The 26,301-nt window shown below is 63.9% G+C and carries 25 protein-coding genes; 10 read left to right on the plus strand and 15 right to left on the minus strand.

Annotated features, from left to right (window positions below):
* Window positions 1-8 precede the first annotated feature (8 nt).
* The 9 genes from ACMGGG_RS25120 to tcyJ form a co-directional block, all read right to left on the minus strand.
* Entirely contained in the window at window positions 9-653 is a 645-nt protein-coding gene (locus tag ACMGGG_RS25120) for a methionine ABC transporter permease (protein WP_054891647.1), read from the minus strand.
* The gene (locus ACMGGG_RS25125; RefSeq protein ID WP_414154615.1) at window positions 643-1,752 is read right to left on the minus strand and encodes a methionine ABC transporter ATP-binding protein; all 1,110 of its coding nucleotides are present in this window, start codon (window positions 1,750-1,752) and stop codon (window positions 643-645) included. Before ACMGGG_RS25125 ends, ACMGGG_RS25120 begins: the two co-directional genes overlap by 11 nt.
* A 1-nt stretch (window position 1,753) precedes the next feature.
* The gene (locus ACMGGG_RS25130) at window positions 1,754-2,554 is read right to left on the minus strand and encodes a MetQ/NlpA family ABC transporter substrate-binding protein (RefSeq protein ID WP_112897119.1); all 801 of its coding nucleotides are present in this window, start codon (window positions 2,552-2,554) and stop codon (window positions 1,754-1,756) included.
* Window positions 2,547-3,935 carry an LLM class flavin-dependent oxidoreductase gene (locus ACMGGG_RS25135; protein ID WP_054925365.1) on the minus strand — a complete coding sequence of 463 codons (1,389 nt, stop codon included), beginning with the start codon at window positions 3,933-3,935 and terminating at the stop codon, window positions 2,547-2,549. Before ACMGGG_RS25135 ends, ACMGGG_RS25130 begins: the two co-directional genes overlap by 8 nt.
* Window positions 3,935-5,116 carry an SfnB family sulfur acquisition oxidoreductase gene (locus ACMGGG_RS25140; RefSeq protein WP_414154616.1) on the minus strand — a complete coding sequence of 394 codons (1,182 nt, stop codon included), beginning with the start codon at window positions 5,114-5,116 and terminating at the stop codon, window positions 3,935-3,937. Before ACMGGG_RS25140 ends, ACMGGG_RS25135 begins: the two co-directional genes overlap by 1 nt.
* Before the next feature lie 161 nt (window positions 5,117-5,277).
* Window positions 5,278-6,519, minus strand: coding sequence for an SfnB family sulfur acquisition oxidoreductase (locus tag ACMGGG_RS25145; RefSeq protein ID WP_414154617.1), 1,242 nt, complete (start codon window positions 6,517-6,519; stop codon window positions 5,278-5,280).
* 331 nt (window positions 6,520-6,850) lie between these two features.
* Window positions 6,851-7,612 carry an L-cystine ABC transporter ATP-binding protein TcyN gene (gene tcyN, locus ACMGGG_RS25150; RefSeq protein ID WP_065864450.1) on the minus strand — a complete coding sequence of 254 codons (762 nt, stop codon included), beginning with the start codon at window positions 7,610-7,612 and terminating at the stop codon, window positions 6,851-6,853.
* Between the two features lie 2 nt (window positions 7,613-7,614).
* Complete coding sequence (gene tcyL / locus ACMGGG_RS25155; RefSeq protein ID WP_054891654.1) at window positions 7,615-8,283, minus strand: cystine ABC transporter permease; 669 nt, start codon at window positions 8,281-8,283, stop codon at window positions 7,615-7,617.
* Complete coding sequence (gene tcyJ, locus ACMGGG_RS25160) at window positions 8,280-9,074, minus strand: cystine ABC transporter substrate-binding protein (RefSeq protein WP_414154618.1); 795 nt, start codon at window positions 9,072-9,074, stop codon at window positions 8,280-8,282. Before tcyJ ends, tcyL begins: the two co-directional genes overlap by 4 nt.
* A 283-nt stretch (window positions 9,075-9,357) precedes the next feature.
* On the opposite strand from tcyJ, the gene epsC reads away from it, so the two are divergent.
* Window positions 9,358-10,296 carry a serine O-acetyltransferase EpsC gene (epsC, locus tag ACMGGG_RS25165; protein ID WP_054891656.1) on the plus strand — a complete coding sequence of 313 codons (939 nt, stop codon included), beginning with the start codon at window positions 9,358-9,360 and terminating at the stop codon, window positions 10,294-10,296.
* A 312-nt stretch (window positions 10,297-10,608) separates the two neighbouring features.
* Window positions 10,609-12,570 (plus strand): choline transporter BetT, encoded by a 1,962-nt coding sequence (betT, locus tag ACMGGG_RS25170; RefSeq protein ID WP_176717885.1) that lies wholly within the window; start codon window positions 10,609-10,611, stop codon window positions 12,568-12,570.
* Between the two features lie 69 nt (window positions 12,571-12,639).
* On the opposite strand, the gene tauD is transcribed toward betT, so the two are convergent.
* The 4 genes from tauD to tauA form a co-directional block, all read right to left on the minus strand.
* Window positions 12,640-13,473: a taurine dioxygenase gene (gene tauD, locus ACMGGG_RS25175; protein WP_063542204.1), complete on the minus strand. Its 834-nt coding sequence runs from the start codon at window positions 13,471-13,473 to the stop codon at window positions 12,640-12,642.
* Window positions 13,474-13,595: 122 nt separating this feature from the next.
* Window positions 13,596-14,435, minus strand: a complete 840-nt coding sequence (gene tauC / locus ACMGGG_RS25180; RefSeq protein WP_054891659.1) for a taurine ABC transporter permease TauC — start codon at window positions 14,433-14,435, stop codon at window positions 13,596-13,598.
* Window positions 14,432-15,223 (minus strand): taurine ABC transporter ATP-binding subunit, encoded by a 792-nt coding sequence (gene tauB, locus ACMGGG_RS25185; RefSeq protein ID WP_414154619.1) that lies wholly within the window; start codon window positions 15,221-15,223, stop codon window positions 14,432-14,434. The genes tauC and tauB overlap by 4 nt, the downstream gene beginning before the upstream one ends.
* 58 nt (window positions 15,224-15,281) lie before the next feature.
* Window positions 15,282-16,253 carry a taurine ABC transporter substrate-binding protein gene (gene tauA / locus ACMGGG_RS25190; RefSeq protein ID WP_414154620.1) on the minus strand — a complete coding sequence of 324 codons (972 nt, stop codon included), beginning with the start codon at window positions 16,251-16,253 and terminating at the stop codon, window positions 15,282-15,284.
* A 484-nt stretch (window positions 16,254-16,737) separates the two neighbouring features.
* Between tauA and ACMGGG_RS25195 the strand changes: the two genes are divergently transcribed.
* The 8 genes from ACMGGG_RS25195 (at window position 16,738) to ACMGGG_RS25230 (ending at window position 23,875) form a co-directional block, all read left to right on the plus strand.
* A complete protein-coding gene (locus tag ACMGGG_RS25195; RefSeq protein ID WP_054891662.1) occupies window positions 16,738-18,090 on the plus strand; it encodes an OprD family porin in 1,353 nt (450 codons plus the stop codon).
* A gap of 165 nt (window positions 18,091-18,255) precedes the next feature.
* Window positions 18,256-18,894 carry a peroxiredoxin gene (locus ACMGGG_RS25200; RefSeq protein ID WP_054891663.1) on the plus strand — a complete coding sequence of 213 codons (639 nt, stop codon included), beginning with the start codon at window positions 18,256-18,258 and terminating at the stop codon, window positions 18,892-18,894.
* Window positions 18,895-19,148: 254 nt separating this feature from the next.
* A complete protein-coding gene (gene ssuE / locus ACMGGG_RS25205; protein WP_054891664.1) occupies window positions 19,149-19,742 on the plus strand; it encodes an NADPH-dependent FMN reductase in 594 nt (197 codons plus the stop codon).
* A gap of 95 nt (window positions 19,743-19,837) precedes the next feature.
* Window positions 19,838-20,803 (plus strand): sulfonate ABC transporter substrate-binding protein, encoded by a 966-nt coding sequence (locus tag ACMGGG_RS25210; protein ID WP_414154621.1) that lies wholly within the window; start codon window positions 19,838-19,840, stop codon window positions 20,801-20,803.
* Between the two features lie 60 nt (window positions 20,804-20,863).
* Window positions 20,864-22,012 (plus strand): FMNH2-dependent alkanesulfonate monooxygenase, encoded by a 1,149-nt coding sequence (ssuD, locus tag ACMGGG_RS25215; protein ID WP_112897126.1) that lies wholly within the window; start codon window positions 20,864-20,866, stop codon window positions 22,010-22,012.
* A gap of 10 nt (window positions 22,013-22,022) precedes the next feature.
* Window positions 22,023-22,820: an aliphatic sulfonate ABC transporter permease SsuC gene (gene ssuC, locus ACMGGG_RS25220; protein ID WP_414154622.1), complete on the plus strand. Its 798-nt coding sequence runs from the start codon at window positions 22,023-22,025 to the stop codon at window positions 22,818-22,820.
* Window positions 22,817-23,629, plus strand: a complete 813-nt coding sequence (ssuB, locus tag ACMGGG_RS25225) for an aliphatic sulfonates ABC transporter ATP-binding protein (protein ID WP_063542212.1) — start codon at window positions 22,817-22,819, stop codon at window positions 23,627-23,629. The genes ssuC and ssuB overlap by 4 nt, the downstream gene beginning before the upstream one ends.
* A gap of 30 nt (window positions 23,630-23,659) precedes the next feature.
* Window positions 23,660-23,875: a TOBE domain-containing protein gene (locus tag ACMGGG_RS25230; protein ID WP_003255829.1), complete on the plus strand. Its 216-nt coding sequence runs from the start codon at window positions 23,660-23,662 to the stop codon at window positions 23,873-23,875.
* A gap of 90 nt (window positions 23,876-23,965) precedes the next feature.
* On the opposite strand, the gene ACMGGG_RS25235 is transcribed toward ACMGGG_RS25230, so the two are convergent.
* The gene (locus tag ACMGGG_RS25235) at window positions 23,966-24,598 is read right to left on the minus strand and encodes a TetR/AcrR family transcriptional regulator (protein WP_414154623.1); all 633 of its coding nucleotides are present in this window, start codon (window positions 24,596-24,598) and stop codon (window positions 23,966-23,968) included.
* On the minus strand, window positions 24,598-26,175 hold the full coding sequence (gshA, locus tag ACMGGG_RS25240) for a glutamate--cysteine ligase (RefSeq protein ID WP_414154624.1): 1,578 nt from the start codon (window positions 26,173-26,175) through the stop codon (window positions 24,598-24,600). The genes ACMGGG_RS25235 and gshA overlap by 1 nt, the downstream gene beginning before the upstream one ends.
* Between the last annotated feature and the right edge of the window lie 126 nt (window positions 26,176-26,301).

A 26,301-nucleotide genomic window follows, 5' to 3' on the forward strand; every position in this document is an offset into this window, starting at 1 on the left:
ATTTCAGCTCAGCGCTTGTTCAAGCCTTTGGCCAACCGATCCCCGCCCAACTGGATCACCGCCACCAAGGCCACCAGCATGACGATCACCGTCAGCATGATCTGGCTGTCGAAGCGCTGGTACCCATAGCGGTAGGCGATGTCACCCAGACCACCGGCACCGATCGCGCCGGCCATGGCCGAGGAGTTGATCATGGTCACCAAGGTGATGGTGAAACCGCCGACGATCCCTGGCAGCGCTTCAGGCAGCAGCACATGCCAGATGATGTGCCAGCGTCGGCAGCCCATGGCCTGCGCCGCTTCGATCAGGCCGTGGTCGACCTCGCGCAGGCTGACTTCGGCGATTCGGGCGAAGAATGGCGTGGCAGCGATGGTCAACGGCACCACCGCCGCCCAGACGCCATAGGTGGTACCGACGATCAGCCGGGTAAAGGGGATCAGTGCCACCATCAGGATCAGGAAGGGGATCGAGCGGAACAGGTTGACGAAGGCGCCAAGCACGCGGTTGAGCAGCGGCGCTTCGTAGATGCCGCCCTTGCCGCTGGTGACCAGCAGCACCGCCATCGGAATCCCCACCAGCAGCGCGATCAACGAAGACACCCCCACCATCAGCAGGGTATCGATCAGGCCTTGCAGCAGGCGTTCAGTCCACATAACCCAGCACCTCCACATCGGCAGCCCAGCGCCGGGCGCGTTCGAGTAGTTGATGAGCCCCAAGCGCGGAGCCGCGCACGGCCAGGACCAGTTGGCCCAAGGCGTGCTCGCCAATGGTCTCGACACCCCCCTGGAGCAGACGCACACGCCCACCGAGATCGGTGAACAATGCCGACAGCTCCGGCTCGCCGACCAGTTGCAGGCGCAACACCACGGCAGCGTCCTGGCTGACCGGTTGAGCCCGCAAATTGGCCTGCAAGGCTGCGGGTAGCTTGGTCTGCAAGGGGGCGAGCAAGGTGCGGGTCACTTCGTGGCGCGGCGCGCCGAATACCTGCCAGACCTCGCCCTGCTCGACTACTTCGCCACGTTCGAGCACCACCACGCGCTGGCAGATGTCGCGGATCACCGCCATCTCGTGAGTGATCAGCACGATGGTCAGGCCAAGGCGCTGGTTGATATCGCGCAGCAGGTTGAGGATCGAGGCGGTGGTTTCAGGGTCCAGTGCCGAGGTCGCTTCGTCGCACAACAGGATCTGCGGATCGTGCACCAGCGCGCGGGCGATGCCGACACGCTGCTTCTGACCGCCGGACAACTGCGCCGGATAGACGTGATGCTTCTGTTCCAGGCCTACCAGTTCCAGCAACTCGCGCACTTTGCGCTGACGCTCGGCCTTGGCCACGCCGGCGACCTTCAAGGGGAGCTCGACGTTCTGCCACACGGTCTTGGCCGACATCAGGTTGAAGTGCTGGAAGATCATGCCGATGCGCCGGCGCAGCGACACCAGGCGATCCTCGTCGAACGGAGCGATGTCGACCTGGTCGATCAGCACGCGCCCTTCGCTGGGTTGCTCCAGGCGGTTGATGGTGCGCAGCAGTGACGACTTGCCGGCGCCGCTGCGGCCGATGATGCCGAAGATCTCGCCGCGGCGGATGTTCAGGTCGATGCCGTGCAGGGCAGGGTGAGCTTGCCCGGGGTAGGTCTTGCCCAACCCGATGAAGCGTACATGAGCCTCGTTCACCTCCGGGCGCAATACCTGCTCGCGCGCCGGGGCCGGCGTGGCGTGGGGGACGGGCGCCCTGAGGGCGCTGGCGCTACTCATCTCAGCCCTCCCAGCCAGCCTGGTACAGGCTGCCGTGGGCCTTGTTCAGGGCTTCACGCACGGCCGGCGAATGCTGGTAGATATCGACGAACTTGGCCAGGCGCGGGTCGTCCTTGCTTTGCGGGCGGATCACGAACTGGATCACGTACTCCTTGTTCTCCAGGCCGTCGAACAGCAACGCCGAGGTGGCATCGAAGCTGTTGGCCAGGCGAATGTAGGCCGGGTAGCCCTGCACCAGGTCGGCATCGTCGTAGGCCCGCACCAGTTGCACGGCCTCGACCTGAAGAATCTTGAGCTTCTTCGGGTTGGCGACGATGTCGTCTTCGGTGGCCTTGTAACCCACGCCAGGCTTGAGCGTGATCAGCCCGGCCTTGGCCAGCAACTGCAGGCCGCGCCCGCTGTTGATCGGGTCGTTGGCGATGGCCACGCTGGCGCCTTCGGGCAGTTCGGCGAAGCGCTTGTACTTCTTCGAATACAGGCCGACGTTGTTGATGATCCCCGGTGCATAGGGCACCAGGTTGAAGCCTGCTGCGGCCTTGGCGTTTTCCAGGAAAGGAATGTGCTGGAAGTAGTTCACGTCGATGTCGCCGCTGTTGAGGCTGACGTTGGGGGCGATCCAGTCGCTGAACTCGATCAGCTTTACCTCCAGGCCTTGCTTGTGCGCTTCTGCCACGGCCGCTTCGAGCGGAATGGCGAAGGCGGCCGTGGTACCGATCTTCAGGGGTTCGGCGGCCAGCGCGGCGCCGGCAAGGCCCAGGGACAGCAGGGCGGCCGCGACGGGCCGATAGAGTTTCTCAAGCATGATGCGCGGCTCCGGTGGGGGCGTTGGTCGGGGTGCGGTAGGTGCTGCCGGGATGGTCGGCGGGCAGATGTGCGCTAGGGCTGGCGAACAGCTTCTGGCGCAGGCTGCCCTCGGCGTAGGCGGTCTTGTAGCGGCCGCGGCGTTGCAGTTCGGGGACCACCAGGTCGATGAAGTCTTCGTAGCTTTCCGGGGTGACGGTGCGTGCCAGGTTGAAGCCGTCCAGGCCGGTCTCGTCGATCCAGCCGATCAGTTGCTCGGCGACCTGATCAGGCGCACCGACCAGGGTCACGTAGCGTCCGCCCAGGGCGTGTTGTTCCAGCAGGCGGCGGCGGGTCCAGGCGTTGTCCTGCAGGAGCTTGGTGGCGGACTGGATCGCATTGCCCTGACCTGCGTTGATCGGCTCGTCGAGGTCGAAGGCAGCGAAGTCGATGCCGGTGGAGGCGGCAAAGTGCGCCACACCGGCTTCGGCGCTGGCGTGACGCAAATACTCGGCGTGCTTGGCGCGGGCCTGCTCCTCGGTGGGTGCGACGATCACGGTGATGCCCATGAACACCTTGATTGCCTGAGGGTCTCGGCCTGCGGCGAGGGCGGCTGCGCGCACCTTGTCGACCTGGGCACGGGTGCCTGAGTGGGTCTGGCCGCCGATGAACACGCACTCGGCGTGGTTGCCGGCAAATGCCAGGCCGCGTGCCGAGCTGCCCGCCTGGAACAGCACCGGTGTACGCTGCGGCGAGGGTTCGCACAGGTGATAGCCCTCGACCTTGTAGAACTCGCCTCGGTGCTCGACCTTGCGCACTTTGTCGGGCCGGGCATAGACGCGCTGCTTGCGGTCTTCGACCACGGCATCGTCCGCCCAACTGCCTTCGAGCAGCTTGTACAGCACCTGCAGGTATTCGTCGGCCTGGTCGTAGCGCCGGTCGTGCTCGGGCTGTTGTTCCAGGCCCATGGCACGGGCCGCGCTGTCGAGGTAGCCGGTGACGATGTTCCAGCCGACCCTGCCCTTGCTCAGGTGGTCGAGGGTCGAGAGCCTGCGGGCGAACAGATACGGCGGCTCGTAGGTGAGGTTGGCGGTCAGCCCGAAGCCCAGGTTGCGTGTCACCGCGGCCATGGCCGAGACCAGCAGCAGCGGGTCGTTTACCGGCAGCTGGATCGATTCCTTGAGCGTGACGTCGACCGAGTCGCCGTAGATGTCGTAGGTGCCGACGATGTCGGCGATGAACAGCCCGTCGAACAGCCCGCGCTCCAGCAGACGCGCGAGGTCGGTCCAGTACTCGATGTCCTTGTAGCGGGTCGAGGTGTCGCGCGGATGGGTCCACAGGCCGTGGTTGATATGGCCAATGCAGTTCATGTTGAAAGCGTTGAGCAGGATCTGCTTGCTCATCAGATGGTCCCTCGCAGCGGTGGGTTTTCGCCGTTGAGGTAGTAGTTGCCGATGGCGTGGAACTTCCAGCGCACCGGGTCGTGCAGGGTGTGGACCCGGGCGTTGCGCCAGTGGCGGTCGAGGTTGTGTTCGGCCAGGGTGGCGCGGCTGCCGGCCAGCTCGAACAGGGTGCTGGCGGCGGACAGGGAAATCTCGGTGCTGATCGCGCGGGCCTCGGCGACGGCGATGGAGGCGGCGGCCACGCTGCTGGCGTTGCTGTCGCGCTGGGCCTGGTCGAGGATTTCGCCGGCCCGCTCGAGCAGTGCTTCGGCGGCGTGCAGGCGGATGCTCAGGCGACCGAAGCTGTTGAGTGTCAGTGGATCGGCCGAGGCCTGGTCGACACCTGCGTCGATCCATGGGCGGCTGTGGTTGCGCACGAAGTGCAGGGCGTCTTCGACGGCGGCGCGAGCGATGCCGGTGTCGATGGCAGCGTGGAGAATCTGGGCCAATGGGCCGACTGTTGTCGGGCGTTCGAACGCGGCCTGGAAGGGCACCAGGTCGGTAGCCTCGACACGGACATTGTCGAACAGCACCGAACCGCTGCCGGTGGTGCGCTGGCCGAAGCCGCTCCAGTCGTCGATCACTTGCACACCGGGGCTGTTGGCGGGCACGAACGCCAGTTGCTGCACGCCCTCGTCATCGACCACCGAGGTGGGGATACGCTGGGCGTAGATCGCGCCGGTGGCGTAGAACTTGCGGCCGTTGATGCGGTAGCCGTCGCCGTCGCGGGTCAGGCGGGTAGTACGGTCGCTGGAGGTCCTGGTGCCGAGTTCGGCCAGGGCGTTACCGAAGCGCTTGCCAGCCAGCACCTCGGCGTAGAGACGCTGTTGCTGTTCGAGGGTGCCGTTCACGCGCAGCACTTCGAGGGCGTAGAAGTGGTTCTGCGGAATCTGCCCGAGCGAGGCGTCGGCCTGGGCGATGCGGGCGATGACCTTGGCCAGGGTGACGTTCGATACTTCGGCGCCGCCGAAGGCCTTGGGTACGCTGATCGCCCACAGGCCGGAGCGGGTGAACAGTTCCAGTTCGGCGTGCGGCAGGCGGCGCTCGCGGTCGCGCAGGGCGCTGTCGCGCTGCAGTTGCCGGGCGATGTCTTCAGCGACGGCAATGGCCTGCGCGTCGCTGGTGATCACGGATGTTGTCATGTTGTTCTCCGGGGCCGTAGGGCCGCCATGCGGCCCAATCGTGGGACAGGTCGCAGCGGCGAACCGCCGGTCCCACAGACCTGTGCTGTCCCTGTAGGAGCGGCGGTTCGCCGCTGCGACTTGTCCCGCGATTGGGCTGCACAGCAGCCCCCGACAAAAATTCAGATCCAGGAATGCCGCGCAGGCAGCGTGCCGTTGAGGTAATAGGCGCCGACCGCGTGGTACTTCCAGCGCACCGGGTCGTGCAGCGTGTGCACCCGGGCGTTGCGCCAGTGGCGGTCGAGGTTGAATTCGGCGAGGGTGGCGCGGCTGCCGGCGAGTTCGAGCAGCTTCTCGCTGGCCTGCAGCGAAATCTCGGTGGTGAGCACCTTGGCCTCGGCCACGGCAATCGAGGCGCGCGCCGCCGCAGCGGCATCGATGGGCGCCGCATTGACTTCGTCCAGCACCTGCGCGGCCTTGCGCAGCAGCGCCTCGGCGGCGTGCAGCTCGAGCTTGAGACGGCCGATGTCGGCGATCACGTAGAGATCATCGCTGGCCCGTTCGACCTTGGCATCGATCCACGGCCGCGACTTGTCACGCACGAAGGCGATGGCGTCGTCGATGGCCGCTTCGGCGATTCCGGCGTCGATGGCAGCCTGGATCAGTTGCGAGACCGCGCCCTGGATATTGGGCTGGTCGGCCTGGCGCCAGTTGTCGATCACCAGGTCCACGTCCACCGGCACCTGGTCGAGCAGCACCGTGCCGCTGGCGGTGGTGCGCTGGCCGAAGCCGGACCAGTCGTCGACGATGCGCAGCCCAGGGCTGCCACGGCGTACGAAGGCCAGGCGCTGGCGACCTTCGTCGTCCAGGGCCTTGACCGCCACCCAGTGGGCGAACAGGGCGCCTGTGGAGTAGAACTTCTCGCCGCTGATGCGGTAGGTGTCGCCGTCGCGGGTGATGCGTGCCTTGAGGGTCAAGGTGTCTTTGGTGCTGCGTTCGGGGCCGGCATTGCCGATGCGCCAGCCGTCCAGCACCGAGCGGAAGATCAGCGCCTGCTGCGCCTCGCTGGCGGTCAGGCGCAGCAGTTGCAGCAGGCCGAACTGATTCTGTGGGATCTGCCCCAACGCCGGGTCGGCGGCGCTGATCAGGCGAAAGACTTCGGCGATGGTCGCGAACGATACATCCGGGCCGCCATGGGCCTTGGGCACGCTGATGCTGCCAAGCCCCGAGCGGGTGAACAGCTCGATCTCGGCCCACGGCAGCTTGCGTTGCTGGTCGCGGCGCGAAGCCTGCTGGCGCGCGACTTCGGCCAGTTCGCGGGCCGCTTGCAGGGCCTCGGCGTCATTGCGCAACACCTTGGCCGGCAGCAGCAGGGGCGAGCTGTCGATATCGCTGTGGAATTGGGTATTGGGTTGGCTGGACATCAGTGCCGCTCCTTGGCTGCACTCAATGCCCTGGCGTTACGCACTGGGGTGATTGTGTTCCTGACCATTCCTGAACCTCACGAAGTAGATGCGTCGCTACAGCTGGTCGCGACGGATGTATGCGGGTCCGGTGGTCCGGTCTATATACCTTATGTGCTTATAAAAAGTTTATGAACTAACTCTTTGGAATATGAATAGAAGAGAGGCATTTATCTGGCTGTGCCGGACTCTTCGCGGGCAAGGCCCGCTCCCACAGAGAACCGCACAGGCTTCATCACCGGTGCGGCTCCTGTGGAAGCGGGACTTGCCCGCGAAGATCCAGCCGAGCTTTTCAGTCTTGCGAAGCAGTGGTCCCGAGGAACTTGCGCAGGAACTGCCGGGTGCGTTCCTCCTTCGGATCGGCGAACAGCGCCTTCGCCTCGCCCTGCTCGACGATCACGCCCTTGTCGAAGAAGATCACCCGGTTCGCCACATCACGTGCAAAGCTCATCTCGTGGGTGACGATGATCATGGTGCGCTTCTCTTCGGCCAGGCCGCGGATGGTCGCCAGCACTTCGCCGACCAGCTCGGGGTCGAGCGCGGAGGTCGGTTCGTCGAAGAGGATCACTTCAGGCTCCATCGCCAGGGCACGGGCGATGGCCACGCGCTGCTGCTGGCCGCCGGAAAGGCGCCGTGGATAGGCGTCTTCCTTGCCGGCCAGGCCGACCTTGGCGAGCAGCTTGCGGCCCAGCTCCAGGGCCTGGTCGCGCGGGGTCTTCTTGACGATCACCGGCCCTTCGATGACGTTCTCCAGGGCGGTGCGGTGCGGGAACAGGTTGAAGTTCTGGAACACGAACCCGGCCTGCTGGCGCAGACGGCGGATCGCGCTCTGCTGGCCGCCGAGCGGGCGGTCGGCGTCGATGTCGATATCGCCGATGCGGATTTTCCCGGCATCGGGTGTTTCCAGCAGGTTCAGACAGCGCAGGAAGGTGGTCTTGCCCGAGCCGCTGGGGCCGATGATGGCGACGACTTCACCGGCCTCGACCGTCAGGTCGATGCCCTTGAGCACGGTCTGGCCCTTGAACTGCTTGGTCAGGCCTTCTACTACGATCATCTTCAGTGCTCCTGGTCATGCTGGTTGACCCGCGCTTCCATGCGGTTCTGGAAGTGCGCCAGGATACTGCAGAGAATCCAGTAGATGACGGCCACGGCCAGGTACATGGTGAAGACTTCGAAGGTCCGTGCGGTGATCAACTGTGCCTGGCGGAACAGCTCTGGCACCTGGATGGTCGCCGCCAGGGCGGTATCCTTGACCAGCGAGATGAAGCTGTTGCCCAGCGGCGGCAGAGCGGTGCGCATGGCCTGGGGCAGGATCGCCCGGCGCATGGCCTGGGTACGTGTCATGCCGATGCTGGCTGCGGCTTCCCACTGGCCGCGGTCGATCGAGGAGATCGCCGCGCGCAGGATTTCGCAGATGTACGCCGCCATGTTCAGTGACAGGCCGATCAACGAGGCGGGGATCGGATCGAGTTCGATGCCGATCTGTGGCATGCCGAAGTAGATCACGAACAGTTGCACCAGCAGCGGCGTGCCGCGGAAGAACGACACGTAGATCCGCGCCAGCCAGTCCAGCGGCAGGATCTTCGACAGGCGCATCAGTGCCAGGGCAAAGCCCAGCACCAGGCCGAAGAACATGCCGCCGACACTGAGCAGTACCGTGTAACCCGCGCCCTTGAGCAGGAAGGGCGTAGAGTCGATAACGAGTTGCAGGCTTTCAGAGATCATTTGGTGACGTCGGCACCGAAGTATTTCTCGGACAGCTTGGCCAGGGTGCCGTCAGCCTTGAGCTTGTCCAGCGCCTTGTTCACTGCTGCGAGCAGCTCAGGTTCGCCCTTGCGCAGGGCAACGCCGCTTTCCAGGCGCGAGAAGGCTTCGCCGGCAAGTTGAGTGTCCTTGGCCTTCTGGGCGTATTCAAGGGCGGCCAGGCGGTCGATCAGGATGGCGTCGATACGGCCGTTGCGCAGGTCAGCGAACTTGCTCGGATCGTCTTCATAGGTACGCACGTCGGCCTTGGGTACGTCCTGCTTGACCCACTGCTCGTAGTTGGTACCCAGGCCCACACCGACCTTCTTGCCCGCCAGGTCCTGCGCGGTCTTGATGTTCAGCTGCTCGGCCTTCTTCTTCAGGATCAGCGCCTGGATGCCGGAGATGGTGTAGGGCTCGGAGAAGTCATACTTCTTCTTGCGCTCTTCGGAGATGGTCACCTGGTTGATCAACACGTCCAGGCGCTTGGATTCCAGCGCGGCGAGGATGCCGTCCCACTTGGTTGGCTGGACCTTGGCCTTGACGCCCAGCTCCTTGGCCAGCAGTTCGGAGAGTTCCACTTCGAAACCGGTCAGCTTGCCGTTTTCGTCGACGAAGCTGAAGGGTGGGTAGGTGCCTTCCAGGCCGACGTTGATCACGCCTTTTTCCTGGATGGTCTTGAGCTGCTCACCCGCAAAGGCGTGGCTGAACAGGCCGGTGCCCAGCAGGATGGCCAGGCTGGCATTGAGAAGTGGCTTGGTGAATTTGGTCATGGCTGTCCCCGCGCTTTGTTTTAAGTAGTGGGTGGCGACTATAGGGTGGGCTGTATAGCTCAGGAAATAATAAAAAATTATCTATTATTCCTTTCTGTTATTTCATCCCTGAAGCGCAGTTTTGAGGGTAGCCGTGAACCGGGTCCCCGTCATCGCTGCTTATGCCCGACTTAGTGCAGGATGGAATAAAGCGTTGTTTTTTCCAAGGGAAGAATTTGCCGTAGAGTAATTCCTACAAGTGGCGGCTCTACCTACCGACACCGTCGCAAGCCAGGAGAACACCGTGAGCGAACATCCATCGACCGGCCATTGGCAATTGCCGGGCATCGTCAGTGAACTGCGCCAGGCCCGTGACCAGTGGCGCAGTCGCAATGGCCGTTGCAGCAACAAGCAGGGCGGGCGCGAACTGCCCTCGCGCGAGGCGATGCGCGAGATCCTCGAGCAATTATGTGGAGCGTTGTTTCCCATGCGCCTGGGGCCTGTGGATCTGCGTGAGGAGGGCGAGGATTTCTATGTCGGCCACACCCTGGATGCGGCGCTGACCGCACTGCTCGACCAGGCGCGCCTGGAACTGCGCTACGCCGCGCGGCACGGCAACACCGAGGTCGAGCCCAAGGACGTCGATGCCCACGCACTGGGTTTGATCCAAGGCTTTGCCAAAGCCTTGCCAGGGTTGCGCGTACTGCTCGACACCGACGTGCTGGCGGCCTACCACGGTGACCCCGCGGCGCGTAGCGTCGACGAGGTGTTGCTGTGCTATCCCGGCATCCTGGCGATCATCCACCACCGCCTGGCGCATCACCTCTACCAGGCCGGGCTGCCGCTGCTGGCGCGAATCAGCTCGGAGCTGGCGCATTCGGCCACCGGCATCGACATCCACCCCGGCGCACAGATCGGCCAGAGCTTCTTCATCGACCACGGCACAGGCGTGGTGATCGGCGAGACGGCGATCATCGGCGAGCGCGTGCGCATCTATCAAGCGGTGACCCTTGGCGCCAAGCGCTTCCCGTCGGACGAGTCGGGCACCTTGCACAAGGGCCTGGCGCGCCACCCGATCGTCGAGGATGACGTGGTCATCTATGCCGGTGCGACCATTCTGGGGCGCATCACCATCGGCAAGGGTTCGACCATTGGCGGCAATGTCTGGCTGACGCGCAGCGTGCCGGCCGAGAGCAACATCACCCAGGCGAACCTGCAACTCGATTGCCAGGACAAACAGTGAGGTAGGCCCGGCGGGTCCTATCGCAGCACAAGTCCGCTCCCACAGAGTGGAGCGGGCTTGTCCCGCGATAGGGCCGGAACTGCTGGCAAAGAGCAAAGGTCAACTGGTCGCCCGCCAGCGACCACAGGTCGCATTGAAATCCGATCCATGTTTAACTTGAACGCTTGTTCAAATTAAAACGCTGGTCCGCTGCCGGTGTTCAACAGGAGGATTCCCTTTGCTGAACCCGTTCAATCCGAGCCTTTTCACTGCTGTAGAGGTGCCCGTTTCATGAGTGCACCGACGCCTTCCCTTGCCAATGGCAAGATCCGCATGAACCCCCCGGTGTTCTACTTCGCGGCAAGTTTCATCCTCATCTTCGGCCTGGTGGTCATCGCCAACCCGCAAGCGGCGGGCGACTGGTTGCTGGCTGCACAGAACTGGGCGGCCAACACGGTCGGCTGGTACTACATGCTGGCCATGACCCTGTACCTGGTGTTCGTGGTGGTCACTGCGGTGTCCGGCTACGGCAAGATCAAGCTCGGCGCCGACCATGACGAGCCCGAGTTCAGCTACCTGTCCTGGGCCGGCATGCTGTTCGCTGCCGGCATCAGCATCACGTTGTTCTTCTTCTGCGTCTCCGAACCCCTGACCCATATGCTCCAGCCGCCCCAGGGCGAGGCGGGCACGGCCGAGGCCGGGCGCCAGGCGATGCAGATCCTGTTCCTGCACTGGGGCCTGCATGGTTGGGGCGTGTTCGCCTTCGTCGGCATGGCCCTGGCGTACTTCGCCTACCGCCACAACCTGCCATTGGCATTGCGCTCGGCGCTGTACCCGCTGATCGGCAAACGCATCAACGGGCCGATCGGCTACGCAGTGGACGGCTTCGGCATCATCGCCACGGTGTTCGGCCTGGGTGCGGACATGGGCTTTGGCGTGCTGCACCTCAACGCCGGCCTCGACTACCTGTTCGGCATCGATCACAGCCAGTGGGTGCAGGTGCTGCTGATCGCCCTGATGATGGGTGCAGCGGTGGCCGTTGCAGTTGCCGGGGTGGAGAAGGGCGTGCGGGTGATGAGCGACATCAACCTGTTCCTGGCCTGCGCGCTGCTGTTGTTCGTGCTCTTCGCCGGCCCCACGCAGCACCTGTTCAACACCCTGATCCAGAACCTTGGCGACTACCTCGGCGCCCTGCCGCGCAAGAGTTTCGACGTGTATGCCTATGGCGAGAATCGCGACTGGCTGGGCGGCTGGACGGTGTTCTACTGGGCCTGGTGGATCGCCTGGTCGCCCTTCGTCGGGCTGTTCATCGCGCGCATCTCGCGTGGCCGCACCATTCGCGAATTCGTCTTCGGCGTGCTGCTGATCCCGCTGGGCTTCACCCTCGCGTGGATGTCGATCTTCGGCAACAGTGCGCTGGACCAGGTGATCAACCACGGCATGACCGCGCTGGGGCAGTCGGCGTTGGACAACCCGTCGATGAGCCTGTACCTGCTGCTGGAGACCTATCCATGGAGCAAGACGGTGATTGCCGTCACCGTGTTCATCAGCTTCGTGTTCTTCGTCACCTCCGCCGACTCCGGCACCGTGGTGCTGTCGACGCTTTCTGCCAAAGGCGGCGACGCCGACGAGGACGGGCCGAACTGGCTGCGGATCTTCTGGGGCGCGATGACTGCGCTGGTCACCAGCGGCTTGCTGTTCGCTGGCAGCATTGATTCGCTGAAATCGGCGGTGGTGCTGACGTCGCTGCCATTCTCGCTGATCTTGCTGTGCATGATGTGGGGCTTGCACAAGGCGTTCTACCTGGAGAGCCAGCGGCAGATCGCGCAGATGCATTCGCTGGCACCGTTCGCCCAGTCCCGCCGCGGACGCGGTGGCTGGCGCCAGCGTTTGAGCCAGGCCGTGCACTTCCCATCACGCGACGAGGTGTATCGCTTCATGGATGACGTGGTGCGCCCGGCGATTGCCGACGTGACCGAGGTGTTCGAGCAGAAGGGCCTGGCGCTGATCACCCAGGACGACCCGAGCCACGACAACGTCAGCCTGAAGATCGGCCATGGCGAGGAGCAGCCGTTCATCTACCAGGTGCAGATGCGTGGCTACTTCACCCCGTCGTTCGCGTTGGGTGGGCTGGGTACGCAGGAGCTGAAGAACCGCCGCTACTACCGCGCCGAGGTGCACCTGGCCGAAGGCAGCCAGAACTATGATCTGGTCGGCTACAGCAAGGAGCAGATCATCAACGACATCCTCGACCAGTACGAGCGGCACATGCAGTTCCTGCACCTGGTCAGGTAACGCGCGGCGCTTTCATTCGCGGGCAAGTCGGAGCACCGAACCGCCGCTCCGACTTGCCCGCGAATGCTTTCAGAACGGCGCGTCGCCGAGAATCGTCGCCCGGTGCATCACGCGCCGCTGCGGCCGGTAGTCGTCCACCGCGTAATGCTGGGTCACGCGGTTGTCCCAGAACGCCACGTCATTCTCTTGCCAACGCCAGCGAATGCTGAATTCCGGTCGTGTGGCATGGGCGAACAGCAGCTTGAGCAGCGCCTCGCTCTCGTGGTCGGCAAGCTCGTTGATCCGCGTGGTGAACCCTTCGTTGACGAACAACGCCTTGCGCCCGCTCACCGGATGGGTGCGCACCACCGGGTGCGACAGCGGTGGGTTGTTGCGGCGGGTGGTTTCCCAGCGCTCCAGGTCCTGGGCAGTGGTGCCGAAGCGCTCGAGCGGGAACGACTTGGTGAAGTCGTGGGTGGCCGTGAGGCCGTCGAGCAGGGTGCGCAGGGGCGCCGACAAGGCTTCGAACGCAGCGATGCCGCTGGCCCACAAGGTGTCACCGCCGTAGGCGGGCAGTTGCTTGGCGCTGAGCACCGCGCCCAGTGCGGGGGTCGGCAGGAAGGTAACGTCGGTGTGCCAGATCGCGTTGTCGCGCACGTCGGTGACTGCGGTGTCGAGAATCAGCACCTGCGGGGTTTCCGGCACGTTGGGATAGATCGGATGGATGTGCAGGTCGCCGAAGCGCGCAGCGAAGCGAGCCTGCTGGGCGGGGTCGATCGATTGTTCGCGGAAAAACAGCACCTGGTGCTCGAGCAGCGCCTGCTCGATGGCGTCGCGCTGTGCATCGGTGATGTCGCGGGACAGGTCGACGCCGCTGATCTGCGCGCCGAGGGCCGGGCTGAGGGGGGTGATGGTCAGGCTCATGTCGGTCTCGAATGGGGGCGGTTGGCGGTGTCGTTGCGGGCCTCATCGCGGGGCAAGCCCGCTCCTACAGGTAGCTCTGTGAACTTGTAGGAGCGGGCTTGCCCGCGATGAGGCCGGAAAGGTCAGTGACTCTGTCCATGCCAAGGCACGAGACGGCGCTGCAGGGCACGCAGGCCCATCTCCAGGGCAAAGGCGATCAGCGCGATCAGCAAGATGCCCAGCACCACCACATCGGTGACCAGGAACTGCGCGGCTGACTGGACCATGAAGCCCAGGCCGCTGGTAGCGGCGATCAGTTCGGCGGCGACCAGGGTCGACCAGCCGACCCCGAGGCCGATGCGAATGCCGGTGAGGATGTCGGGCAAGGCGCTGGGCAGGATCACATGGCGAATCAGTTGTACCTTGCTCGCTCCCAGCGACTGCGCGGCGCGCAGCTTGGCCGGGTCGACGGTGCGCACGCCGGTGGCGGTGGCGATGGCGATCGGGGCGAAGATCGCCAGGTAGATCAGCAGCACCTTCGACAACTCGCCGATCCCGCACCAGATCACGATCAGCGGCAGGTAGGCCAGCGGTGGGATCGGCCGGTAGAACTCGATCAGTGGATCGAGGATGCCGCGGGCCACGCGGTTATAGCCGATGGCGATGCCGACCGGAATCGCGGTCAGGGTTGCCGCCAGCAACGCCACGCCAATACGGCCCAGGCTCGCGCCCAGGTGCTGCCAGAGGCTGGCGTCCATATAGCCTTGGGTCAGCAGCACCCAGGCCTTGGCCACGATGTCGCCGGGGGCGGGTAGAAACAGTGGCTCGACCCAGCCGGCAGCGGTCACCAGCCACCAGGCCAGCAGCAGGCTGCCCAGGGTCAGGGCGCTGATCCAGCGGGTCGGCAGCGGGCGGCGGGCCTTGATCGCCGACGCGGTGCGGGTGTCGGTTTTGCCGGCGACCGGCAAGTCCAGGCTGCTCATGCGGACTCCTCGCGGCGGGCGGCACGTTGGGAAAAGACTCGCGACAGCACATGCTCGCGGGTTTCGATGAAACGTGGATCGGACTTGATCGCCCGCGCCGGTTCGCCCGCGGCATAGCGCTGGCCGAAGTCCAGTTGCAGGCGCTCGACCACGCGCCCCGGATTCGGTGCCAGCAACACCAGTTCGCTGGCCAGGAATACGGCTTCCTCGATGTCGTGGGTGATCAGGAACACCGGCTTTGCGGTGCGCTGCCAGACCTGCAGCAGCAGCTCTTGCATCTGCTCGCGAGTGAAGGCATCGAGGGCGCCGAAGGGTTCGTCCATCAGCAGTACGCGGGGGTCGGCAGCCAGGGCGCGGGCCAGGCCCACGCGTTGCTTCTGTCCGCCTGAAAGCTGCCAGATGCGCCGGTCGCCGAACCCGGCCAGATCGACCAGTGCCAGCATCTCACGCGCCTTGGCTTCACGCTGTGAGCGAGGTACGCCGGCCAGCTCCAGGCCGAAAGCGACATTGCCGAGCACGTCCTGCCAGGGCAGGAGGGCGTCATCCTGGAACACCACGCCGCGGTCGGCGCCTGGGCCTTGCACGGGCGCGCCGTCAAGGGTGATGCGCCCGCCGCTGGGGGCGACGAAGCCGGCGATGAGATTGAGCAGCGAGGTCTTGCCGCTGCCGGAGGGCCCGAGGGCGACCAGCAGTTGGCGTGGCCCCAGCGTCAGGTTGATGTCATCCAGCACCGGGGTGGTGGCGCCGGGGTACTGTGCGCTGATGCGCTCCAGCTCGAGCAAGGCCATGATGGGCTCCGGTTCGGGGCGCAGGGCGCCCCTGGGTTCGATCGGTTGGGCGGGTGCTTCAGTTGGGCAGGAACTTGGCCGTTACGTACGGCGAGTAATCCGGCAGCACCGCCTCGACCTTGCCCTGCTCCTTGAGGAACGTCGCGGTGTCGGTCAGTGCCTGGGTGGTGGGCGCGCCCAGTGCCGCGGTCTGGTCGGAGGCCAACGGGTAGACGTTGCCCTCCAGCAGGCCCGGGATGTCGCCGGTCTTGGCGCCGGACAGCTTGGCGAGCTTGTTCACGTTGTCTGGATTGGCCAACCAGGCTTTCGGGTCCTTGCGGTAGTCGGCGTAGGCGTCAAGGGTGACCTTGGCGAACGATTTGACGATCTCCGGGTGCTTCTCGGCGAAGTCCTTGCGCACGATCCAGGCATCGAAAGTCGGGGCGCCTTTCTTTGCCAGTTCGCCAGAAGTGATCAGCACCTTGCCGTTTTCCTTGGCCACGCCCAGCGCTGGGTCCCAGACGTAGGTGGCGTCGATGTCGCCGCGTTTCCAGGCGGCGATGATCGCCGGTGGCGCGAGGTTGAGGATCTGCACCTTGGACGGGTCGATGTTCCAGCTCTTGAGCGCCGCCAGCAGGCTGTAATGCCCGGTGGAGACGAAGGGCACGGCGACTTTCTTGCCGATCAGGTCCTGTGGGCTCTTGATGCTGTCGCGCGCGACCAGCGCTTCACCGGCACCGATCTGGGTGGCGATGAGGAAGGTTTCCACCGGCACCTTGCGGGTGGTCGCGGCAGCCAGCGGGCTGGAGCCCAGGTAGCCGATCTGCACGTCGCCGGAGGCGACGGCGGCGATGATGTCGGCACCGTTGTCGAATTTGCGCCAGTCGATGCTGGCGTGGCTGGCTTTTTCGTAGCTGCCATCGGCCTGGGCCACCTTGGCCGGGTCCACGGTGGTCTGGTAGGCCACGGTCAGGTCGGCGGCCTGGGCGAACCAGCTGGCGCTGGCCAGGGTCAGCGCGGCGAACAGGCGCAGGGGGGCGTGGGGGATCATGATCGAACCTCTCGTCAGGCATCGGGTGATGAATGACGTGAAGACTAAATGATCTAAGAATTACAAAATAAATAACTTTTCAGAATTAGCTTAGGAGACAAAACGCTTAGAAATCGGCGCCGTCAGAGGAAGGGTTGTGAAATTTTTGTGAAAGGCTACGCTTTCACAACTTTTCACGGAGCGCCCTCTGGCAAAGGGGTGCAGATAACCGGAAGCTATGAGCGAAGGATGTGCATACACCAAATGACGCTTAAGGTTCCGTAGTTATTCCGGAAAAATCTGACGATTTCATAAAACGGTCATTTTGGATTTATAGGATTGTCATTATCCTGTAGCGCAGGTGCATTAGACCAAAGTCGTGAAATTTCTGGTAACGATTGACTTACCAGTCACACTTTGGTGCTAAATCGCTTACCCGTGGCGAGGGGGGCAGCAGATCCCTCCGCCTTGAGAGTACAAAAATTAGAACGTAGAGGAGCAAAGCATGTACAAGTCTAGCCTGGCCCTGGCCGTGGCACTGGGGGTTCTCGCCCAACAAGCGGGCGCCGCTGGCTTCATCGAAGACAGCAAGGTATCCATCAGCTCGCGCACCATGTACTTCAACAACGACGACCATGAAGTTCGCACGAACGCTCAGGGTCGTAACGGTGACCAGCGCGAAACCGCCCAAGGTTTCAAGCTCGACTACCTGTCCGGCTTCACCCAAGGCACCGTTGGTTTCGGTGTCGACGTTCAAGCTCTCTGGGGTATCCACCTCGATGGCGGCCGTGGCCGTCACCCGGATAACAACACCTTCTTCCCAAGCGACAGCGACGGCTCTGCCGTGAGCCAGTGGGCTCGCATCGGTGGTAACGCCAAGGCTCGCTTCTCCAAGACCGAAGTCCACTACGGTAGCGCCCTGGCGCCAAACCTGCCGATCCTGGTCTCCAACGATGGTCGTCTGCTGCCGCAAACCTTCGAGGGCGGTACCGTCCAGTCGAAGGAAATCGACAACGTTACCCTCAACGCGGGTCAGCTGACCCACGCCATGGGTCGTGCCTCGAGCAACCGCACCGGCCTGTCCGTTGGCGGCGCTTACCGCGACAGCAACAAGTTCCAGTTCGCCGGCGGCGACTGGAAGGTCACCAAAGACCTGACCCTGCAGTACTACTACTCGAACCTGGAAGACTTCTACAAGCAGCACTTCCTGGGTCTGACCCACGTCTACCAGATCGCCAACGATCAGTCGTTCAAGACCGACCTGCGCTGGTTCAAGAGCAGCAGCGACGGCAAGAACGGCGAAGCCGGCTACACCTTCAACAACAACGGTGGCTACGCCAAGAACGCAGGCGAGGTCGACAACAAGACCTGGTCCGCGATGTTCACCTACACCATCGGCGGCCACGCAATCATGCTGGGTCACCAACAGGTTGGCGACGACGGCGGTTTCGTCTGGCTGAACCAGGGTAACGTGCGCAAGGACGGCAGCACCTCGCCGCTGGAAGGCAACGGTGGCTCGAGCTTCTACCTGTTCACCGACAGCATGATCAACCAGTTCGCCCGTGCTGGCGAGAACACCACTTTCGGTCAGTACTCCTATGACTTCGCACGTCTGGGCGTACCGGGCCTGAAGGCATCCGTGGCCTACCTGCGCGGTGATGACATCAAGAACGCCCGCACCAGCGGCACCTACAGCGAGTGGGAACGCGACGCGCGTATCGACTACGTACTGCAGGAAGGCACCCTCAAGGGCCTGGGCGTCAGCCTGCGTCACGGCACCTACCGTGGCGGCGGCGAGAGCATCAACGATGCCGATCAGACTCGTCTGATCTTCAACTACACTTACAACTTCATGTAAGTCGTAGCTGCAACGAAAGAGCCTCGCCTGGTGCGAGGCTTTTTTGTGCCTGCGAATCCGTATTCCTTCCGGTTATAAATAAATCAGTATTTATTCTTTTTGTTTTTAATCGGAAGCAGGCACATTGAATCCCACAAGGCCAGACACAGCACAGGAGCCGCTTCCATGAGCCTCAAACTCGGCGACATCGCCCCCGACTTCGAACAGGATTCCAGCGCCGGCAAGATCCGTTTCCATGAGTGGCTGGGCAACAGCTGGGGCGTGCTGTTCTCCCACCCGGCCGACTTCACCCCGGTGTGCACCACCGAACTGGGCCTGACCGCCAAGCTCAAGGATGAGTTCGCCAAGCGCGGCGTCAAGGCTATCGCACTGTCGGTGGACCCGGTCGACTCGCACCACAAGTGGATCGATGACATCAACGAGACCCAGAACACCGTGGTCAACTTCCCGATCATCGCCGATGCCGATCGCAAGGTGTCCGACCTGTACGACCTGATCCACCCCAACGCCAACGACACGCTTACCGTACGCTCGCTGTTCGTGATCGACCCGAACAAGAAGGTACGCCTGACCATCACCTATCCAGCCAGCACCGGGCGCAACTTCAACGAGATCCTGCGGGTGATCGATTCGTTGCAGCTGACCGACAACTACAAGGTCGCCACCCCGGGTAACTGGCAGGACGGCGACGAGGTAGTGATCGTGCCTTCGCTGAAGGATGAGGACGAGATCAAGCAGCGCTTCCCGAAAGGTTATCGGGCAGTCAAACCCTATCTGCGCCTCACCCCGCAACCCAATCGTTGAATCCTCGTTGCATTGCTCTTAGCCATAGCAGGGATTTCGGGCCGTTTCGACGGCCCTTTTTTATGCCTGCTCTTCGTGCAGGCAGGCTTGCCCCGTGAAGCGAATGAGAGGGCGCGCTTCAGGGTGAAAAGCTATATCTCCATAACGAATAAACAAATGAAAAAATATGATTTCTAGATATATGTGGCGAGCTGCTAATGTCGGAGTCATTCACAGGGGCCACACCCCGGAACCGAATTGAAGGAAGCGCTGCAATGCTGGTTGTTTCGATAGGTGGTAGCCCCAGTACCCGTTCACGCTCCGGCGTGCTGCTCGAGCGTTCGCGCCAGTGGTTGCAGGATCGTGGTGTGGAGGTGGTGACCTTCCAGGTGCGCGAGTTTCCGGCAGAGGACCTGCTCCACGCACGTTTCGACAGCCCGCAGGTGCAGCACTTCCAGCAACTGGTAGCCCAGGCTGATGGGCTGGTGGTGTCGACCCCGGTGTACAAGGCATCGTTCGCCGGGGCCCTGAAGACGTTGCTCGACCTGCTGCCCGAGCGCGCGCTGGAACACAAGGTGGTCCTGCCGATCGCGACCGGCGGCAGCATCGCCCACATGCTGGCGGTCGATTACGCATTGAAGCCTGTGCTGTCGGCACTCAAGGCGCAGGAGACCCTTCAAGGGATCTTCGCCGACGACAGCCAGGTCGCTTACGCCGAAGGCAATCGCCCGGCACAGTTGGCCGAGGCCCTGGAGGCCCGCCTGCTGGACTCGCTGGAAACCTTCCACAGTGCCCTGGCGCGTCGGCCCAAGCCGGTCGCTCCAGGTGTACTCAACGAACGCCTGATCAGTGCTCGCTGGAGCATCTGAACGACCCCGCACATGCGTCACCGTTTTTCCACCTTACTCGCCCGACAACGAGGCAAGCAGGTGCAACCCGAACCTCATTCGCACAGGAGAGCGCCATGCGCACAGTCTTCTTGCGTCGTGGTCTGGTCGCCCTGTTTGCGGCGGCTGTGTCCTTCGGCGCCATCACCCAAGCCCAGGCCGAGAGCCTGCGCATCGGTTACCAGAAATACGGCACCCTGGTGCTGCTCAAGGCCAAGGGCTCGCTGGAAAAGCGCCTGAAGGAACAGGGCATCGACGTGCAGTGGACCGAGTTCCCCGGTGGCCCGCAGCTGCTCGAAGGGCTGAACGTCGGCTCGATCGATTTCGGTGTCACCGGCGAAACGCCACCCGTCTTCGCCCAGGCCGCCGGTGCCGACCTGCTCTACGTGGCCTATGAGCCGCCTGCGCCGCACAGCGAGGCGATCCTCGTGCCCAAGGGCTCGACGATCCAGTCGGTGAAGGAGCTCAAAGGCAAGAAAGTCGCGCTGAACAAAGGCTCCAACGTGCACTACCTGCTGGTCCGCGCCCTTGAGGACGCCGGCCTGAAATACAGCGACATCCAGCCCGTGTACCTGCCGCCTGCCGATGCCCGCGCCGCCTTCGAGCGTGGCAGCGTCGATGCCTGGGTGATCTGGGACCCGTACCAGGCTGCCGCCGAACAGCAGTTGCAGGCCCGTACCCTGCGTGATGGCAAGGACCTGGTCGACAACCACCAGTTCTACCTGGCCACCCGCAGCTACGCGACCCAGCACCCGGCGGTGATCAGCGCCCTGATCGACGAGGTGCGCGCCGTGGGTGAGTGGTCCCAGGCCAACCCGCAGCAAGTGACCGACCAGGTCGCGCCGCTGCTCGGCTTGCCGGCCGACATCACCCTGACCTCGGTCAAGCGCCAGGGCTACGGCGCTGCGCCGCTGACGCCCGAAGTGATCGCCGCGCAACAGAAGATCGCCGACACCTTCCAGGCTCTGAAGCTGATTCCCAAGCCCTTGAGCATCAAGGACGTGATCTGGACCCCACCGGCCAAGGTCGCCAGCGCACCTTGAACGATTCGCCTGCGCCGCAGCATCGCTGCGGCTTGAGCCACCCTTGAGGAGACAACTCCAATGAGCCTTAACATTTTCTGGTTCCTCCCCACCCACGGTGACGGCAAGTACCTGGGTACCACCGAAGGCGCACGCGCCGTCGATCACGGGTACCTGACCCAGGTCGCCCAGGCGGCCGATCGCCTGGGTTTCGGTGGCGTGCTGATCCCTACCGGTCGCTCCTGCGAGGATTCCTGGCTGGTTGCGGCATCACTGATTCCGGTGACCCAGAACCTGAAGTTCCTGGTTGCGCTGCGCCCGGGCATCATTTCGCCGACCGTGGCCGCTCGCCAGGCAGCGACCCTGGATCGCCTGTCCAATGGCCGTGCGCTGTTCAACCTGGTGACCGGTGGCGATCCGGACGAGCTGGCCGGTGATGGTCTGCACCTGAACCACCAGGAGCGCTACGAAGCCTCGGTCGAGTTCACTCGCATCTGGCGCAAGGTGCTGGAAGGCGAAGTGGTCGACTATGACGGCAAGCACATCCAGGTGAAGGGCGCCAAGCTGCTCTATCCGCCGATCCAGCAGCCGCGTCCGCCGCTGTATTTCGGCGGTTCGTCCGAGGCCGCACAGGATCTGGCCGCCGAGCAGGTCGAGCTGTACCTGACCTGGGGTGAGCCACCGGCTGCCGTAGCGGAGAAGATTGCCGCAGTGCGTGAGAAAGCCGCTGCGCAAGGCCGCGAGGTGCGCTTCGGTATCCGCCTGCACGTGATCGTGCGGGAAACCAACGAAGAAGCCTGGGCTGCCGCCGATCGCCTGATTTCGCACCTGGACGACGACACCATTGCCCGCGCCCAGGCCTCGCTGGCGCGCTTCGATTCGGTTGGCCAGCAACGCATGGCAGCGCTGCACAACGGCAACCGCGACAAGCTCGAAGTCAGCCCCAACCTGTGGGCGGGCGTCGGCCTGGTGCGAGGCGGCGCCGGTACCGCACTGGTGGGCGATGGCCCGACGGTCGCGGCACGCGTCAAGGAATACGCCGACCTGGGCATCGATACCTTCATCTTCTCCGGTTATCCGCACCTGGAAGAGTCCTATCGCGTCGCCGAGCTGCTGTTCCCGCACCTGGACGTGCAGCGCCCGGAGCAGGCCAAGACCGGGGGCTATGTGAGCCCGTTCGGTGAAATGGTCGCCAACGACATCCTGCCCAAGTCCGTGTCGCAGAGCTGAGGGTCAGGCCATGAGTCGTGCAACTTCTTCCACCCTGACACAGCGCCTGGCGCCATGGGCCTTGCCCGTGTTGCTGCTGGCGGTGTGGCAGCTGGCGGTCAGCGCTGGATGGTTGTCCACGCGCATCCTGCCGGCACCGAGCGCGGTGGTCAGCGCCGGTGTCGAGCTGGTGCGCAGCGGCGAGATCTGGACGCACCTGGCGATCAGCGGCTGGCGCGCCGGTGTGGGCTTTCTGATTGGCGGCAGCATCGGCCTGTTGCTGGGGTTCATCACCGGCCTTTCGAACTGGGGCGAACGCCTGCTCGACAGCTCGGTACAGATGGTCCGCAACGTGCCGCACCTGGCGCTGATCCCGCTGGTGATCCTGTGGTTCGGCATCGACGAGTCGGCGAAGATCTTCCTGGTCGCGCTGGGCACGCTGTTCCCGATCTACCTGAACACCTACCACGGCATCCGTAATGTAGACCCGGCCCTGGTGGAAATGGCGCGCAGCTATGGTCTGTCCGGTTTCTCGCTGTTCCGCCAGGTGATCCTGCCCGGTGCGTTGCCGTCGATCCTGGTCGGTGTGCGCTTCGCCCTGGGCTTCATGTGGCTGACCCTGATCGTTGCCGAGACCATCTCGGCCAATGCCGGCATCGGTTACCTGGCGATGAACGCCCGTGAATTCCTGCAAACCGACGTGGTGGTCCTGGCCATCGTCATGTACGCCGTGCTCGGCAAGCTCGCCGACCTCGCCGCCCGTGGCCTGGAGCGTGTCTGGCTGCGCTGGCACCCCGCCTACCAGGTGGCGAAGAAGGAGGGCGCATGACCGTGCTCAAGGAACAACCGCCGCGCCTGCTGCGTGGCATCCCGCTGGCCGCCAACGGCCTGCGCAAGACGTTCGGCAAGCGTGAAGTGCTGCGTGGTATCGACCTGCACATCCCGGCCGGTCAGTTCGTTGCCATCGTCGGCCGCTCCGGCTGCGGCAAGAGCACCTTGCTGCGCTTGCTGGCCGGTCTGGACCAACCCAGTGCCGGTGATTTGCTCGCCGGTGCTGCGCCGCTGGCCGATGCGCGCGAGGAAACCCGCCTGATGTTCCAGGACGCCCGTCTGCTGCCCTGGAAGAAGGTGATCGACAACGTCGGCCTGGGCTTGTCCGGTGACTGGCGGCCGCGCGCGGTGCAAGCGCTGGAGGAGGTCGGCCTGGCCGATCGAGCCAACGAATGGCCTGCTGCGCTGTCCGGCGGACAAAAGCAGCGCGTCGCCCTGGCCCGAGCGCTGATCCACCAACCGCGCCTGCTGCTGCTCGACGAGCCGCTGGGTGCGCTGGATGCCCTGACCCGGATCGAAATGCAGCAACTGATCGAGCGCCTGTGGCGCGAACACGGCTTCACCGTTCTGCTGGTCACCCACGACGTCAACGAAGCCGTCGCCGTGGCCGACCGGGTGATCCTGATCGAGGACGGCGAGGTCGGCCTGGACCTTACCGTCGACCTGGCAAGGCCGCGGGCGCGTGGTTCGCACCGCCTGGCTGCGCTGGAAAGCGAAGTGCTCAACCGTGTCCTGTCCGTCCCTGGCACCCCGCCCGAGCCGGAGCCTGTAGCCCCTTTGCCCACGCAACTGCGTTGGGCCCACTGAATCTGCGAAGCCAACCAAAGGAATCAAGCCATGACCATCAAAGCGATCAACGTCCGCAACCAGTTCAAAGGCACCGTCAAAGAAATCCTCGAAGGCCCGGTATTGTCGGAAATCGACGTGCAGACCGCCTCCGGCATCGTCACTTCGGTGATCACCACCCGTTCCGTGCGCGAGCTGGAACTGCAGGTTGGCAGTGAAGTGATTGCCTTCGTGAAATCGACCGAGGTGTCTATCGCCAAGCTGTGATGGCGTTCGACTCCCAGGCCCTTGTGAAGGCCTTCGCGGGCAAGCCCGCTCCCACGGTTCCCCGTAGGAGCGGGCTTGCCCGCGAAGGTTTCAGTTTGGGCGTCTGGCCAGGAATGGCGGCAGGTAAAGCCCCAGATACGCTTCGAAGACCCGCATCCCTTCCTCCGCCATGCGCGGCGTGATCTGTTCGTGCAACTGCATCGACCGGGCATAGACCCGGTCGCTCAGTTCCATCGCCAGGGCAAACACATCCACGTCGGTGGGCATGCTGGGTAACTGGAAATGCCGGTCGAACAAGCTGTGCATCAGCTTGCCGAGTTCCAGGTCGTGCTGGCGGTCGGCTTGCGCCACTTCACTCAGCCCATGCTGGGCAAGGATCAACTGCCGGGCGGCGGTGTCCTGGCGGTAGATCTCCAGCGTGCGCTGCTCGATCAGACGTGACAAGCCCTGCCAGGTGCTGAAGGCGTGGGCGTCGATCGGCGCGCTCAGCGCCTCGCGAAAAGCGCGGTGCACATCTGCGGTCAGAGCTTCGAGCAACGCCGGAACGCTGGCGAAGAAGTGATAGACCGAGGACGGAGGGATCTGCGCCCGTTCGGCCACGCTGTAGATCGACAGCCCTGCCACACCTTCGCCTGCCAGCAGCTCGCGAGCGGCCGCCAGGATCGCTTCGATCCTGGCCTGGCTACTGGCGCGTGGCTTGCGCGGCGAGGGCGTGCGGCTCATCAGTTGCTGATCGCCAGGATGCTGGCCTGGTAGGCACCGACGAACAGGTCGAAGTCGCCGACTTCCTGCTGCTCCAGGCGCGACTGTTCGGCCAGAGAGTCGCGGGCGAGGGTTTCGAAGGCGTGCTGGCGCTCGCCAGGCAGCGCTTGCTCGCGGAAGGTTTCGGCGTGCAGCTTGCTCTGGCGCAGCGAGAATGCGACGAAGCTTTCGTCGTGCTCGGTCATGCGCGCCAGGACCTGTGCAGAAGGTGTCAGCTCAGGGTCGTCGACCTTGGCTTGCTGCGCCTCCAGGGCCTTGGCGTGGTCGTCGCCACCTTGCGCCTGGTCAAGCAGTCCGGCCAGCTGGCCGATGCGGGCGATCAGCTCGCTGGCCCATTCGCGCAGGGTGACCGGCTGGCCATCGCGCTGCAGCTCCAGGCCTGGGCGGCGCCCCTCCTTGACTACGGTGAGGAAGTTGCTGGTGCACTGGCCGCATTCGCCGTTGTCCAGCGACGGGCTCTCATCAAGCGCGCAGAACAGCAGGAAGGCGTCGAGGAAGCGCGCCTCGGTGAGGTCGATGCCCACCGGCAGGAACGGGTTGATGTCCAGGCAGCGCACCTCGACATACTGCACGCCGCGCGAGATCAAGGCCTGGATCGGACGTTCGCCGGTGTAGGTCACGCGCTTGGGGCGAATGTTCGAGTAGTACTCGTTCTCGATCTGCAGGATGTTGGTGTTCAACTGCACCCATTCGCCGTCCTTGTGCGTACCCACTTCGACATAGGGTGGGTAAGGCGTGCCAACGGCCTTGCGCAGGCTGTCGGTGTAGCTGGACAGATTGTTGTAGCAGGGCGTCAGGCCTGCCTGGGCGTTGCTCTGGTATCCCAGGTCGCTCATGCGCAGGCTGGTGGCGTAGGGCAGGTAGAGGGTGTCGGCGTCCAGCTCTTCGAGCTGGTGCGGGCGGCCGCGCAGGAAGCCTTTGTCCAGCGCTGGCGAGGCGCCGAACAGGTACATCAGCAGCCAGCTGTAGCGGCGGAAGTTGCGGATCAGCGCGATGTAGGCCGACGACTGATAGTCACGGTCGTCCTGTTCGCTGCCTTCGGCTTCACGCAGCAAGGGCCAGAGGGCCTCGGGCAACGAGAAGTTGTAGTGGATGCCGGCGATGCACTGCATGGTGCGGCCGTAGCGCAGGGCCAGGCCCTTGCGGTACACGTGCTTGAGCTTGCCGATGTTGGAGCTGCCGTACTCGGCGATCGGAATGTCTTCCTCGGCGGGCAGCGCGCACGGCATCGACGGGCTCCACAGGTATTCGTCGCCGAGCTTGGTGTAGACGAAGCGGTGGATCTCCTCGAGGTTCTCGAGCACCTTGGCCGGATCAGGCAGGGCCGGGGTGATGAACTCCAGCAGCGATTCGGAGTAATCGGTGGTGATCTGCTCGTTGGTCAGTGCCGAACCCAGGGCTTCGGGGTGTGGGGTCTGGGCCAGCCGACCTTCGTCGGTCACTCGCAGGCATTCGCGCTCAATGCCGTGCAGGCACTGCTTGAGCAGGGAGAGATTGGCGCCGAGCAAGCTCAGGCGGCGATTGAGGAGGTCGCTCAAGATGGATTCCTTCACGCGTCAGTCGCCCCAATATGGGGGTAGAAATGACGGTCTACAAGGGTAGGGACAAAGGAACTGGCGTTGTCGCCTGGTTTACGCGGTTCCGGTGCTGGTAGCGCAGATACT

The sequence above is a fragment of the Pseudomonas sp. BNK-44-b genome, assembly GCF_047456245.1.
In the GTDB taxonomy this organism is placed as follows: domain Bacteria; phylum Pseudomonadota; class Gammaproteobacteria; order Pseudomonadales; family Pseudomonadaceae; genus Aquipseudomonas; species Aquipseudomonas machongensis.